Genomic DNA, 13,215 nt, shown 5'->3' with positions numbered 1-13,215 from the left:
TTGCTAGTCTAAATTTGGCAATATTTAGTTTAAATATTGATTGTCAAATTGTTGTATCCCCTTTGGACACTCGATGTTATAATTAGATAAAAGTATCCTATTTAACTGGGAGGTCATAATACATATGTCATGGTTTCACAAACTATCTTTTGCTAAGAAAATTACTGTTGCATGTTATCTCGTGGCTGCTTTGTTCGCAATACCAACACTTATTGCCTTTATTCTTGCAGGTGATGCTCTAGTCGGCATTATTACTATCATTGTATTGGCAGCGCTTACGTTCCCTCTTTCGACGTATTTCAAAAATGTACTTACAGGAACCTTCGATGATATTTCTAATGCTTCTGCAAAAATATCCAAAGGTGATTTCACTGTTAAGATTGCGGAAACTGGATCTATGAGCAACCTAACACTCTCTTTCAATAGTATGGTGGACAAGCTTCGCAAAATTTTACAAGAAACATCTGATATTACTCGTAAAGTCATGGAATCCAGCCGAGAAATAGCTGAGAAGAACCAGAATTTGATTGGAGTCATGACCCAAGTTGGTATGTCCTCCAATGAATTGGCACTTGGGGCTAATGAAATCTCCGAAGATGTAAGCGGTATGACCGAATCCATTCACGAAATTGAAGAGAAAGTAACCAATTACACGGATTCTACCCAAGAAATGAATAATCGTTCTATGGAGACCTTGAAACTGGTAGAAAAAGGTCGCGAATCTGTATCCTTACAAGCCGCTGGTATGCGTAAGAATATTGAAGCGACGCAGAAGGTAGCTGGATCAATCGAAGCACTTGCTCATAATGCAAAGGGCATCACAAAGATTACTGCTACAATCTCTGAGATTGCTGAACAAACTAACTTATTATCACTGAATGCTTCCATCGAAGCAGCTAGAGCGGGTGAACACGGTGCAGGGTTCGCAGTAGTTGCTCAAGAAGTTCGTAAGCTTGCCGAAGAGTCTACCGCCTCTACCAAGGAAGTATTCAACCTTGTACGCAGTATCGACCAAGATGTGAAACAAGCGGGTCTGAACATTAAGATCAACGAAGAAGTAGTCCGTCAGCAAAGTGAAATGATCAAGGAAGCCGAAGAAATCTTCCAACAGATCGTCCAAAGTGTTCAATACATAAGTGAGCAAATTGCTGAATTTTCAAAAGAAAGTGAAAGTATGCTTGCAGCTGCTCACGGTATTTCCTCATCAATTCAGAACATTTCGGCAATCACAGAACAATCTGCCGCTGGTACTGAAGAGGTATCTGCATCTATGAATGATCAGATTTCTTCCATTCAAGCCATGGCAGAAGATACCGAAGCTATGAAGAACGCCGTATTCCAACTACAAAAGACAATACATATTTTCAAATTCTAAATCAAAGAAGGCTGACCCAGAAGCTAATGGGTCAGCCTTCTTTTTATTCCTTATGATTTCTCAGGATGATGCTCATCTTGATTTAATGAATCGTCTATCTTGGACCCTTGCGTCTCCTCTTCCCCTAATTCAGGCAAACTGGACTTAGGTGGCTGATTGGTTGTGATATGTCTATGTTTGTTATCTCTACGCCGAAGTAGCCACCAAGGAACTCCAATTACTGCGGCAATAACGATAATCGGCAATGCCCCTGATAGTACAACGATTATCCATTGAAAGAACATGGATAGCACTTTAAGGCTCCCGGTTAATGCTTCTTCAGCTCTTTTCATTAGTGGGGTATCATCCTTGGAAATCTTAATGATGCTCTCCTCTGGTTGATACAGACGAATCTCAATCGTTGAGAATGAGACATTCTTATCAATGTAACGCATTCTCCCTTTTATCTGCTCAATTTCCGTTTGGATCCGTTCAAGCTCATTGGCGAATTCGACTAATTGGCTTGTCTTGGTCGCTTCATTTATAAATTTAAGATATCGATCTTCCATCGCTTGCTTTACTTTCAGGCGGGACTCCAAATCTACATATTCTTCTGAGACATCTTGCCCCTGGATACTACGTTGCTGTGATACAGACTTTAGCTTCTCCAATTGATCAAGGAAGGAAGAGAACCCCGAAGCCGGTACTTTCAGAACAAATGTACCTCCCCGTTCGTCCTGTGACTGACTCTCCGAGAACTCCAGAATATAGCCGCCTGATAAGGTAACTAGGTTACGTACTTCGGATTGAGCCTTACCATAGTCATTCACTTCAACAACGACATTCGCTTTATAAATTAACTTCTTGTTCAACCCGGCTGCCGAATCGGAAGGTTGGAAGCCTGAACCTGCACGGTCTGAAGCTACAGCTTCCGACGTATCAACAACCTGTGATTCTCCCCCGAGATCAGATGACGGAGCCTCAGCCACTGCAGAAAGGCTTTCATTTGAAGTGGTTGTTGAGTTCAATAACATGTCCGAAGATGTTGATGATGCCATATTCCCACTATTCGCCTTCGACTCACTGGCCATGTCTTTGTTGGCGCTGCCACAACCCCCAAGTATTAACGACAAAGCTACAACCATTACGGTGATAAATGATCCCCATCTACGCATTTCCATGCCCCCTATATATAATATCTTAAGGTTTCTCCACTCTATTCTGCGCAGTTCAATTTATGTATCTCTCTATATATGGAAATATCCTCCTGTATTTTTGACGTTGCCTAACTTTAGAATGTTGCCGAAAAAAATAAATAAACCCACAATATATGTGGGTTTATTCTATATTCATTATAAATTTTTGAGTTTATAGAACTCTCCTTTTTGTTTGAGAAGCTCATCGTAAGTCCCACTCTCAACAATACGGCCTTTCTTCATCACAACGATCCGATCGGCATTCTTCACCGTTGATAGTCGGTGAGCCACGATAAACGTTGTTCTTCCTTTCATCAATTGCTCCATGGCCTGCTGTACATGACGTTCAGACAAATTATCCAAGGCAGACGTTGCTTCGTCCAAAATAATAATTTGTGGATCTCTTACCAAGGCACGCGCAATGGCAATTCGTTGCCGTTGACCACCTGACAGTCGTCCACCATGTTCACCTACTGAAGTATCAAGACCCTCCGGAAGACTCTCGATTACATCATGTAAATTCGCCATCCAAATCGCTTGTTGTACCTTTTCCTGTGAAATATGCGGCAACCCATATGTGATGTTCTCACGGATGGTTCCCGAGAATAGGATGTTGTCCTGTAGTACAATCGCAAGTGATTGACGATATTTGTTCATACTGAGCTCACTCATCGGAATACCATCGATCCAGATGTTCCCACCTTGTGGCTTATAGAAACCAATAATCAAGCTCAAAATGGTGGATTTTCCTGATCCAGATTCCCCGACAAATGCAACCGTCTCTCCCGGTTTTACCTTCAACGTGAAATCATCAAGTACATGCTTCTCCGAATCTTTATATTGAAAGCTTACATTCTCGAACTTGAATTCACCACGTACATGCTCAGGTTTCTGACGTCCTTTGTACTCTTCCGTCTCATTGGACATCAGCACTTCCGTCACAGAATGTAGTGACTCGAAGCCCTTCACCAAGTTTGGGTATACATTTAGAATCGAGGTAACAGATCCGATAATCATATTAAAGAAACTCTGATACATGACAATGTCACCAATTTGCATATATCCTAAATGGGCAAGATAAGCACTAAAGAATAAACAGCCTACTTGAAATAATTGAAATACTACCCAGCTTGATGAGCCGAAATAAGCTTCGAGTACATCCAAACGATGCCCACGTTCTCGGATACCTTGCAGAGCAGCATCTACTTTACGGATCTCCACATCTTCCAGACCATGTGCCCGCGTGACAGGAATCATTTCAACGGTTTCGGATACTTTTCCGGACATTTCCTCGATATTCTTACGAACATCTCGATTGCGCTTTGACATCTGTGCACTGAAGAAACGAACTAAGAGGATCGATGTTGGCGCCATTAACACAAAGAACAATGCGACGATCCAACTGTGATACAACGTGAGGCCAATTACGATCACAAGATTAATTCCTGCTGGGATGATCGTCATCAACATCTGCCGTGAAAGGAAATCAATGGCCTCGACATCTCGAAGTACTTTGGATTGTAGCCGCCCAGAATTCATGTCTCCATGGTAGCTTAAGGATAATTGCTGCATTTTTCTAACCAGCGTACTCCGTAGCCCTGCTTCAACATGCCGTACTGCCTTACTTACATAGCTAACATGAAGCGTATGTGTCGGAATGTTCTGGACAATCACTACTACGGCAATCGCTAGATTAATCCAAAATTCTGTCATGGAATGACTATCTGGATAGCTAACAATGTTAATAATATTAGCAGTAATAATAGATAGCACCCACATTGGTGAAGCCTTAATCGTATAGTATAGAGCTGATAATGCTACTTTTCCAAGATGATCTCGAAATAATTTTGTCAGTAGACTAAATGGCTTGATCTTGGCGGCCTGTTCGTTCTCAAATACTTTGGAATAATCCAAAGAAATCTCGGTCTTACTCATGAAATCCTCCTGCTCATAACTTATGATATAATTGTATGTCTATGAGATAGCCCACTTTCGACCAGTCATAACATCAGAGTTAAGTATAGAACTCCTAGATTTCTTTCTCTATAACATATTCGGTCTGTATTTCACGTATTGATTAACTAAATCGGACATCAAGGAGCTGCCATATATGAACAACAACTACCCCGAGATCATGTTCCCACATATCCGTTCTGAAATTTGTATGTTTTCCCCGCATACCCGAACTGTACAACAAGGCTGGGTATGTGGACGACATGTCCATCATATGATGTTTGAAGTTCTACTTGTGCTAGACGGGTCACAAACCGCAATTCTTGGAAATTCTGAATATGAACAAAAGGCAGGGGATTTAATTATCGTCTCCCCCATGCAGCCTCACGATCTTCAAGTTCGACAAGCTGAGTATGTCTCTTTCTTCACTCTACATATTCATATCGAAGAACCAGAATTGCTGCATTTGATCGAGGCAGAAAACCAAGGGTTCTATCCCTCAGGCCATCCCATGAACATGAAACTTGTTCCATTAGTCAGAGAGCTTATCGACACGCTATTTGAACGGCCCGATTCAAAAATGTCCCTGCTACGAATTCTGTACACATTTATGGATGAGTTACAAAGTGAATTGGCATCGGGTAACAACAGGTTCCATCCTGCCTATCATTCTGAGCTTTCTTCGCAGATCGCACGAGAAATTCAAACTTTGATCCTGCGGACCGATGATACGGTGACGATGAATGAGGATAATTTAACGGGAGATTGGCTGGAGGGAATAGCGCGGAAACTAGGCATAAGCCGGAGACATTGTCACCGGATATTCAGAGAAACCTATGGCATACCACCACGAGAATTCTTAATGATGCTGAAACAACAAGAAGCAGTGCACATGCTTGTAACTACTGATGATTCGATCGAACGTATAGCTCATCGAATCGGTTACGAGAACGTGCAAAGCTTCAGTCGTCAATTCACATCATGGGCTGGCTGTACACCAGGAGTATTTCGCAAGAATAATACCTCAGATAAGTTCCAATTCAAGTCGTAATGATATAATTAGCTTTGATATTCATCAGCCAATATACTCATTATGATGACGTCAACATACTTGCCATTTTTATACACCTTTTGCCGTAGCCGACCTTCTTCCTTGAAACCACAACTGAGATAACAGCGTTTGGCTCTCTCATTGAAATCATATACTTCCAGCTCAAGCCGGTTCAAGTTCAAGGTCTCAAACACAAATGACTTCAATAAATGAATAGCTTCTCGGCCATATCCTTGTCCTAGTAAATCTTTGCGACCAATAACGATGCCTAGTAACGCAGATCGATTCAGCCAATTCAGTTTATGTAGATCAATCTGCCCAATATAATCTAAAGTTTCTTTATCAGAAATTACAAATCCTTTAGACTGCGTTTGACCTTCAACCATCATTCGCAGAAACGATTCGGTGTTATGTAGCGTCTGAGGATAGGTGAAAATATCACTCAACGTGTCGACGATCTCCGGGTCGTTAACCCACTGACGTATGGATGACAAATCTTCCATCCGATATTCTCTAAGTGTAATCCGATTTCCCGTAAGGTGTGGCATAAGCTAACCCTCTTTCTTCCAATTATATATTTTGGATATTATATACTATAGTAGAAGCCAAACATAGAGACATTTATCATTAAAAAAAGCAAAGATCGGGATATACCCGATCTTTGCTTATTTCCCACGATGTTTCGCCTTCGCTTTTTGCACTTTCAATTCTCGTTTGAAGTCTTCAAAGCGCTCTCGTTCTTCCTTGCTTTTCACTTGTTTTTCTTTCTTCCGTTGCTCATAGTCCAGTTTCAATGCTTCCTGAGCGAATGAGGATACACCCCTGGCACTCGTTTCTCGAGCAGCTAACCTTACTAGTCGTTTCGGGTTTATTCTTCCCGCTAAGTCCTGAGTATCCTCGACGCCAAGAGCTTGTGTCACCCCGTTGATCACCTGCAACAGACGAAAATTCACAAACTCCAAAATTTCAGGATCCTTAGGCTCAACTCCAAAAATATGCCGATATGCCTTTAGCTTCCCATCCACTGTAACCTCTACAACACCAACCCAATACTGACCTTCATAATAAACTGTTAACTTCACATGAATCCCCCTCTACAACCGTTCAGAACAATGGACATCCCGAGGGGGGAAGGTTACTGACATAGGTTACCCATGCTTCTGGACTACCAACCAGAATGTGTTTTTGTGTTCTGCTAATTATTATAAATTAACAACTACTTCCAATCAACATTTTCTAATAGCTTCTGATATGGATCGCCTTCTAAGCCAAGAATTCGGGCAAAAGCAGGCTCGGTTTTCACTCCACTTTGTTTAAGTGCTCTCACTCGATCTTTAAATTGCTGACCATAAAGCTCCAGCAATCTATGTTCAACGATCATATGTCGGTAACCATTCTGTTCCACCGTGGGAATAGCCTGACCAAAGATTTCAATGGGCCAACGACCACACTGAAAATTAACCTTGATTCGTTGCACTCCCTCTACATAGCGGCACACAGATGTATATCCTTCGTAAGAGCCAAAGGTCCCCCGAGCATAGCGTTCGAAAGAATCAAAATCATAAACCTTGCAGATGATATCCAGATCACTGTCTTCAACGTCAATATCAAGCGGAATCGTCCCCACAAGAATTGGTGAATAATCATCTAGCAGCTCCATGAAATGCTCACGTCTAAGCAGCTGATATACTTCCTTTTGAACCGGAGTGCCTACAGATAAATATTCAATATCCAAGAAATTAATATTCACAAGTTCACCTGATTTCATCATGAACTACAAACCATAATTATTAATCTATGCCAGCAACTTTCCAACCTACATCAAACTTTTGAAGTGAGAACATCATGATGCGATCCTGGTTCCAATACACGTCAGCAATAATTCTTGGTCTTCCTACATCATCTTGTCTTAAAAAGGTTATTTTCTTAAGCTCAGATTTTTTTGCTCTTGTATCATCCCAAATAGTGAACACCGGGTTATACTCAACCGGAGCTTCCGGTATCGGAAAGATAGTCATCTTATACTCATCAAAATCGTCCGCGTTCGCTGCCGCAAAATGCTGCTGGATCAGTTCAACGATTTGTTGTTGATCTTCCCCCTGAATCGCAAACTGAGCTTCTACGGTGACCACTTGCTTCTCATTACATGCAGCCATAAGTATGGAGAATAGTCCAATTAACATGAACATAGCCCACCGTTTAGACAATGATTTCCCTCCCAACTGCGTCACTGTTTTATTTCCATACTATCTCTTCTAAAATACCTCGAAGCTCTTGTTTGCTTCTCTCGCTATCTAATTGCGAATTATCCAACAATGCTTTGTTCATGTTAAGTAAGCTAAAAACATGCAGTTCGAGTTTCTTTCTTTGCCGAAGTACTTCGATCGTTCCCTCTAACCCGCTTAATCCTTCTGTTAGACCAAATCCCTGATTCGTATAATAGTCGATAAAACCTTCTGACCATTCCTGAGGTCTGTCCTGAACTGCTTTCTCAAAAGATGCCTTCACATCATTCTGATTCACATAGATTACTAAGGGATTTAAGTCCTTAATCGTTGCTTCTAACTTTAATATGTAATTGAAAATATCCCATTGTGGTGTATCATACTTCACTAGCCCAATGGTCATTGGATTCTGAATAAAACAACATTCGAAAACATATGTAACAGCCCCCTGATGTGCTGCTTCGGCAAAACGGATCCACTTATCCGTAACGATCTGCACATGTTTCTCAAATGGCAGTTCATAAATGTCTTTTTGAAAGATTTCTTTCATTAACTCAGCTGGAAGGTCTGACCCATTCTCCTCCAGCATTTTACGATAAGGTATGAGACGGTATTGTCCTTGTTTGATTGTTCTTTCTTCAATAATCTCATTTGAGCTTGGATATTCTAGTAATAGATTGTTATATTCGTCCTGCTCAAAACATGCCACTCCATCATAATCTGCGGGATGATCCAAATTTCCTTCGGCAAATAATCTAGCATCTATACCCTTTTCCATCAACAATTCCTGTACCCATTTGGCATGGGTTGATTTTCCTGAACCTGGTAACCCTTCAACTATTACTAATTTGCAACTCATGTTACAACCTCTTTCTAGTCCATAAAAGGCTCAAGAATAATTTCCCTTATATCCTCTACAATATAGTCTGCCTGGGATAAATCCTGATTGCCTGAGTTCGGATTCACAAATCCGATACATCTCATTCCCGCCGCTTTAGCTGCGATAATCCCGTTTCGAGAATCCTCCAACACCATACAGCGTTTCACATCCACACCTAGTTGCCTAGCTGCCTCAATATATACATCCGGTGCTGGCTTCCCTTGGGGTACTTCCTCTCCACTAACCACACAATCAAAGTCTTTCTCCATTCCAAACTTGGTTAACACTTCCTCAATAAAAACTCTGGGAGATGAAGATGCAATTGCAACCGGGATATCATATTCTTTCAAATTAATAATAAGCTCCTTGATTCCCTCAATTGGCTCAATGTCTAATCCACGTAACGTACTAATCTTGTTAGCTAGCTGATACTCTATGATTTCCTCTACCGTTTGAAGCAGATTATATTCCTCACGAATCGATTTCCACATCGCTGGGTTAGTCGTGCCCACGTACTTCTCCAAACCCTCTTTACTAATACTGTGCCCAAAATAACTCATCGTCTGGATGTCCACTTCAAAATGAATAGGTTCACTATCAATAATGACGCCGTCCATATCAAAAATAAATGCTTGTAACATGCCCTTCACTCCTTCTCCCCGTACCAGGGGGTACCTAAATGAACTACTGTTCAAAACTATGATAACATGGAGAAACTAGCATGGATAGCGCCCTTTGATTGATGAGTTATTAACAATATCGAAGATTTCATCTAATGATTCAATAATGTAATCTGGCTGAATATCTTGGTTCCATTGCTGCTGGTCTCGATTTATCCAACAAGTTGTCATTCCTGCTCTCTTGGCACCAATTACATCGGAGGTAGTATCACCGATATGTATGATTTTGCTCGGCTCAATATCATAATGTTGAATGACTTCTTTGAACATCCTATTGTCTTGATCATTCTTATAGGATTGATACTGTTCTGAAGCAAACAATGGAATAGAATAGTTCTTATAAAATTCAGGTAACATCATAATGTCCGTATCACTAACAATGCAAACTTGAAACTCCTTGATTAATCGCTTCAGGACATCTTCTGTCTCCTCATATAGTTTTGACAACCTATGCTCCTGAAATAAAATCTCTACAGCAACAGAGCTATCATACGAAATATGATGCTGTGCAAATATTCGCTCAAAGCTACCTCTGTATATATCACTCGTAAGAACGAATTCCCTCAACCTTCTTGCCTCAGTCGCTACCGAATAGTAATGTTCCAGTAATGTACGACCGTATTCACTAGCCAACTCAGATGTATATGTATCTTGGAGGATCCTCTTCCAAACCTGTTCCTTGCGACTATCTACATTCACCAAGGTTTGAAACATATCCAGACTAATCACTTCAAATCGACTCATACTCCTACTCCCAACAATATTAAATATCTAAAATATAAAAAAACGTCATTTCCTTAGTCATATTCACCACCTCAAATGGTGATCATGACTTCGAAACTGACGCCTACTTCTATAAGTTTGCGGATCGCTTCTGTCCATACATTAACTCCGCTTCATTATAATAACTGTGTTTGTCTTCATTATATACAGAATAGCTGCCTTTTCCTAAACGTTTAGCTTGATACATCGCCATATCTGCTTCTTTAAGCAATTCTGAACGTTTGGCCTTACCCTTTACACTTAAGCTGATGCCAATGCTACCAGCTATAGATACCTTACGCCCCTGAATAACAAATGGTTTACTTAATTTATCTAACACTCGCGCTGCTAAACTTTCAGCTTCTTCGAGGTTGGCATTCACCATCATAATGACAAATTCATCCCCACCAATTCGGAATACTTGCTTATTCTGCTGATTAAATTGTTGAAGGTAAAGACCGACCTCTCTAAGCAGCAAGTCACCGGCTTGATGTCCAAAAGTGTCGTTGATATCTTTGAAGTGATCTAAATCGAGGAATAGAGCAGCAAGTGTTCCCTTCCCAGAATATTTGGCCCAGAAACGATCTAACCCATTACGGTTAAATACTCCAGTCATCTTATCAAGATACGCTAGCTTTCTAAGTACTTTTCTTTCCATTAACAACACTCTTAAAATGAATAAGAAACATAACAAAATTATTATGATTAGAAAGAGTAAGAGAATCATTTCTACAACTCCTAGCACAATTAGTCACTTAACCTAGTACTATCATAGAGGAGGAAATCTCATATCTAATACTATTTCGACAAAAGCTAGATTATTCCTTTTATTCAGGATAAAAAAGTTTAACTTTCCTCTCAATCCAAAAATAGGAAATTGATTAACTCTTTTTATAGAAATTCCCGAGCCTGTAACCGACAAAAAAGCCTTGAACGCTTGTTCAAGGCTTCTACTATATATTTATTAATATGTTTTGGAGACCGAGTACTTGGATGCTTCTTTGATCATCGTAAAGGCTGTCTTGCTGTCTTTCAATCCTGCATCAACCGTTGTATCCACGATAACCCATTTGTTATTTAAATATACCTCATTCCAAGAATGATACGATTTCACATAATTTGAAGTACCCATAACTAGCTTAGTAGGGATGTCTACACTCCGCAGCATCGCTGCAAATAGAGCAGAATAGCCGTAACAGATATCTTTCTTGGATGATAAGGTATGATCGATTTCAGGAAGATAATCTGTGGACACGTTAGCTGCTAAATTATCATCATATTTGATATTGCTAATTACGTAATTATAGATAACTTTTACCTTGTCAGCATCCGAATTTAAGTTCTTCGTTAACTCTTTCGCCTTGTGAACCGCTTGATCTGAATCATTCCACTTCACGTTCTGAACTGAATTCAAGTACACCATCTTACTATCACTCAGCTTAAGTGTGACCGTGTCCTTATTCACAACTTGATATTTATCTCCACTGACTTGTTCCAATACACTAACGGTATATTCACCATTGCCTAATTGTAGTGGAAAAGACTCTGCTTGCTTGCCCGATGATAGATTGTACGAATATTTATCCTGACCTTTAACGATTAAGAGTTTTGTCTTAACCGTAGCCTTCACATCGTAATCTACACTAATGACACCTTTGTTAATCTCTGATTCATTTAGCCATGAACTAGCTGCTGCTTGTACTGTTGTCCCATTAAACAATGGAGATACTATCAAAAGTACAGCTATAAATAGAATAAACTTTCGCATAAATAAAACTCCCTTCGGTGGCCAGGCTGCCATCTTCATTAGAAGGCCCTATAGCTTTGCGTCCCTATCTTTCGATAGGTTTGCCATTATCGTATAAAGTTCTATTATCAATCAAACAAAAAAAGCCTGATTCTCCGGTAACTGGCTGCCATCCATACGGGAAGGCCCTATAGCTTTGCGTCCCTACCTTTCGATAGGTTTGCCATTATCTGAATAGCTTTTGATAGTTTCATAGTATCATAAATTCCAATTATTACAATAGGAATCTATCAAAAAAATTCACCGTTTGCACACATTTATAGAGTTATAGAGAGGCTAAACCGATGAAGCACTCGCAATTTTTACCGGATACATTCTTGAGAATAAGAGTCTTGCAATCGGTCCAACAATGAGCAGCTGTAATGGTAGTGCGAAAATAAAGTTTTTACCTATGTTAGAAATATAGGCTCCAGGTAACCCTGATGAAAACCCTAAATGGGTAACTGCACCGTAAAACGACATGAAGAGTACCATACCACACACCATTAATAGTGAAGTAAGTATTATTCTTTTAAACAAAGGATCATTGTCACGCATCATTTTGTGTACAATTCCTTTGGCTACCTTCCCAACAACAAATATTTCAAGAAGTAATGCAACCACTAACGTTGGAATATAGCCAATTAATACATCTTTAATGACTTCGCTAGAGAATCCCTTTATCAATATCACATTATAAATACTCATTCCCAACACCATCAAAGCACACATCATCAGTGTAAATACAAAGTCTTCTTTCTTATTTTTTCCCAAGACTAAAAACCCCTTTGTAAATGTAATTTTGTCAACTTGGTTTACATTATCACAAGAGGGGTTTTTACGTCAACTTAGTTGACAATATATTTTTTGTACTCTATACTATCAAAAAAAACACACGGGAGATATTTTAATGAAGGACTATATACAGCATTTAAATCTAATAGATTTACTCAGTGAAAAGCATACCTTTCTAAGAAAAAAGATCGCTGAATTGAGTGATAACGAAATTAACAAAACTGAAAATCACATCTTAGCTATGTTAGAAGTGTACGAAAAACTTTCCATTGCTGAATTGAGCAGAATAATCGGTATATCTAGACAAGGCACACATAAATATGTGCAGGGTTTACTAGCTCGCGAATATGTTCAGGTGTTAGATGTTGAAGGTAATTTGCGCGATAAGCATATTGTTCTCACCTCTAAAGGTGTGGAGTGTTGCGAGAGATTACTCATAGTTAAGCAACAGCTTATTCAGCAAATAGAAGACAAAATTGGCAAGGAACATACCCAATTTCTCAAAGATATTTTAAAACAAGACTGGATTTAAT

The 13,215-nt window shown here is 39.8% G+C and carries 15 protein-coding genes and 2 riboswitches; of the genes, 3 read left to right on the top strand and 12 right to left on the bottom strand.

Annotation, left to right across the window (positions count from 1 at the left end; genetic code table 11):
* Window positions 1–124: 124 nt before the first annotated feature.
* Window positions 125–1,375: a methyl-accepting chemotaxis protein gene (locus IEW05_RS05605; RefSeq protein ID WP_188536634.1), complete on the top strand. Its 1,251-nt coding sequence runs from the start codon at window positions 125–127 to the stop codon at window positions 1,373–1,375.
* Window positions 1,376–1,425: 50 nt separating this feature from the next.
* Here the strand turns inward: IEW05_RS05605 and IEW05_RS05600 are convergent, their stop codons facing one another.
* Together IEW05_RS05600 and IEW05_RS05595 are read right to left on the bottom strand one after the other, a co-directional pair.
* Complete coding sequence (locus tag IEW05_RS05600) at window positions 1,426–2,529, bottom strand: DUF4349 domain-containing protein (RefSeq protein WP_229753270.1); 1,104 nt, start codon at window positions 2,527–2,529, stop codon at window positions 1,426–1,428.
* Window positions 2,530–2,706: 177 nt separating this feature from the next.
* Window positions 2,707–4,485: an ABC transporter ATP-binding protein gene (locus IEW05_RS05595; protein ID WP_188536630.1), complete on the bottom strand. Its 1,779-nt coding sequence runs from the start codon at window positions 4,483–4,485 to the stop codon at window positions 2,707–2,709.
* A gap of 175 nt (window positions 4,486–4,660) precedes the next feature.
* On the opposite strand from IEW05_RS05595, the gene IEW05_RS05590 reads away from it, so the two are divergent.
* Window positions 4,661–5,554 (top strand): helix-turn-helix domain-containing protein, encoded by an 894-nt coding sequence (locus IEW05_RS05590; RefSeq protein WP_188536628.1) that lies wholly within the window; start codon window positions 4,661–4,663, stop codon window positions 5,552–5,554.
* Between the two features lie 8 nt (window positions 5,555–5,562).
* Here the strand turns inward: IEW05_RS05590 and IEW05_RS05585 are convergent, their stop codons facing one another.
* From IEW05_RS05585 to IEW05_RS05540, 10 genes are all read right to left on the bottom strand, one after another.
* The gene (locus IEW05_RS05585) at window positions 5,563–6,102 is read right to left on the bottom strand and encodes a GNAT family N-acetyltransferase (protein ID WP_188536626.1); all 540 of its coding nucleotides are present in this window, start codon (window positions 6,100–6,102) and stop codon (window positions 5,563–5,565) included.
* 117 nt (window positions 6,103–6,219) lie between these two features.
* Window positions 6,220–6,636, bottom strand: a complete 417-nt coding sequence (locus tag IEW05_RS05580; RefSeq protein ID WP_188536624.1) for a YjdF family protein — start codon at window positions 6,634–6,636, stop codon at window positions 6,220–6,222.
* Between the two features lie 134 nt (window positions 6,637–6,770).
* Window positions 6,771–7,325, bottom strand: coding sequence for a DUF4269 domain-containing protein (locus tag IEW05_RS05575; protein ID WP_229753269.1), 555 nt, complete (start codon window positions 7,323–7,325; stop codon window positions 6,771–6,773).
* Between the two features lie 19 nt (window positions 7,326–7,344).
* Window positions 7,345–7,761, bottom strand: a complete 417-nt coding sequence (locus IEW05_RS05570) for a hypothetical protein (protein ID WP_188536622.1) — start codon at window positions 7,759–7,761, stop codon at window positions 7,345–7,347.
* A gap of 28 nt (window positions 7,762–7,789) precedes the next feature.
* Window positions 7,790–8,638, bottom strand: coding sequence for a P-loop NTPase family protein (locus tag IEW05_RS05565; protein ID WP_188536620.1), 849 nt, complete (start codon window positions 8,636–8,638; stop codon window positions 7,790–7,792).
* A gap of 14 nt (window positions 8,639–8,652) precedes the next feature.
* Window positions 8,653–9,300: an HAD family hydrolase gene (locus IEW05_RS05560; RefSeq protein ID WP_188536618.1), complete on the bottom strand. Its 648-nt coding sequence runs from the start codon at window positions 9,298–9,300 to the stop codon at window positions 8,653–8,655.
* 75 nt (window positions 9,301–9,375) lie between these two features.
* Window positions 9,376–10,083, bottom strand: a complete 708-nt coding sequence (locus IEW05_RS05555; protein WP_188536616.1) for an HAD family hydrolase — start codon at window positions 10,081–10,083, stop codon at window positions 9,376–9,378.
* 109 nt (window positions 10,084–10,192) lie between these two features.
* Window positions 10,193–10,759 (bottom strand): GGDEF domain-containing protein, encoded by a 567-nt coding sequence (locus IEW05_RS05550; RefSeq protein ID WP_188536614.1) that lies wholly within the window; start codon window positions 10,757–10,759, stop codon window positions 10,193–10,195.
* Between the two features lie 306 nt (window positions 10,760–11,065).
* Window positions 11,066–11,869, bottom strand: coding sequence for a transglutaminase-like domain-containing protein (locus tag IEW05_RS05545; protein ID WP_188536612.1), 804 nt, complete (start codon window positions 11,867–11,869; stop codon window positions 11,066–11,068).
* Window positions 11,870–11,882: 13 nt separating this feature from the next.
* Window positions 11,883–11,964, bottom strand: a riboswitch (cyclic di-GMP riboswitch).
* A 38-nt stretch (window positions 11,965–12,002) separates the two neighbouring features.
* Window positions 12,003–12,083: riboswitch (cyclic di-GMP riboswitch) on the bottom strand.
* Between the two features lie 101 nt (window positions 12,084–12,184).
* Window positions 12,185–12,661 (bottom strand): DUF2798 domain-containing protein, encoded by a 477-nt coding sequence (locus tag IEW05_RS05540; RefSeq protein ID WP_188536610.1) that lies wholly within the window; start codon window positions 12,659–12,661, stop codon window positions 12,185–12,187.
* Window positions 12,662–12,797: 136 nt separating this feature from the next.
* On the opposite strand from IEW05_RS05540, the gene IEW05_RS05535 reads away from it, so the two are divergent.
* Entirely contained in the window at window positions 12,798–13,214 is a 417-nt protein-coding gene (locus IEW05_RS05535) for a MarR family winged helix-turn-helix transcriptional regulator (RefSeq protein WP_188536608.1), read from the top strand.
* Window position 13,215: the final 1 nt, after the last annotated feature.

The organism is Paenibacillus segetis (assembly GCF_014639155.1).
Lineage (GTDB): Bacteria > Bacillota > Bacilli > Paenibacillales > Paenibacillaceae > Fontibacillus > Fontibacillus segetis.
This window is presented reverse-complemented; position numbering and strand designations above follow the sequence as displayed.

What these genes read in the sequence shown, in the direction of transcription:
- IEW05_RS05605 (WP_188536634.1), top strand. Translation starts at nt 125, where the DNA reads ATGTCATGGTTTCACAAACTATCTTTTGCTAAGAAAATTACTGTTGCA.
- IEW05_RS05600 (WP_229753270.1), bottom strand. Translation starts at nt 2,529, where the DNA reads ATGCGTAGATGGGGATCATTTATCACCGTAATGGTTGTAGCTTTGTCG.
- IEW05_RS05595 (WP_188536630.1), bottom strand. Translation starts at nt 4,485, where the DNA reads ATGAGTAAGACCGAGATTTCTTTGGATTATTCCAAAGTATTTGAGAAC.
- IEW05_RS05590 (WP_188536628.1), top strand. Translation starts at nt 4,661, where the DNA reads ATGAACAACAACTACCCCGAGATCATGTTCCCACATATCCGTTCTGAA.
- IEW05_RS05585 (WP_188536626.1), bottom strand. Translation starts at nt 6,102, where the DNA reads ATGCCACACCTTACGGGAAATCGGATTACACTTAGAGAATATCGGATG.
- IEW05_RS05575 (WP_229753269.1), bottom strand. Translation starts at nt 7,325, where the DNA reads ATGATGAAATCAGGTGAACTTGTGAATATTAATTTCTTGGATATTGAA.
- IEW05_RS05565 (WP_188536620.1), bottom strand. Translation starts at nt 8,638, where the DNA reads ATGAGTTGCAAATTAGTAATAGTTGAAGGGTTACCAGGTTCAGGAAAA.
- IEW05_RS05560 (WP_188536618.1), bottom strand. Translation starts at nt 9,300, where the DNA reads ATGTTACAAGCATTTATTTTTGATATGGACGGCGTCATTATTGATAGT.
- IEW05_RS05555 (WP_188536616.1), bottom strand. Translation starts at nt 10,083, where the DNA reads ATGAGTCGATTTGAAGTGATTAGTCTGGATATGTTTCAAACCTTGGTG.
- IEW05_RS05550 (WP_188536614.1), bottom strand. Translation starts at nt 10,759, where the DNA reads ATGGAAAGAAAAGTACTTAGAAAGCTAGCGTATCTTGATAAGATGACT.
- IEW05_RS05545 (WP_188536612.1), bottom strand. Translation starts at nt 11,869, where the DNA reads ATGCGAAAGTTTATTCTATTTATAGCTGTACTTTTGATAGTATCTCCA.
- IEW05_RS05535 (WP_188536608.1), top strand. Translation starts at nt 12,798, where the DNA reads ATGAAGGACTATATACAGCATTTAAATCTAATAGATTTACTCAGTGAA.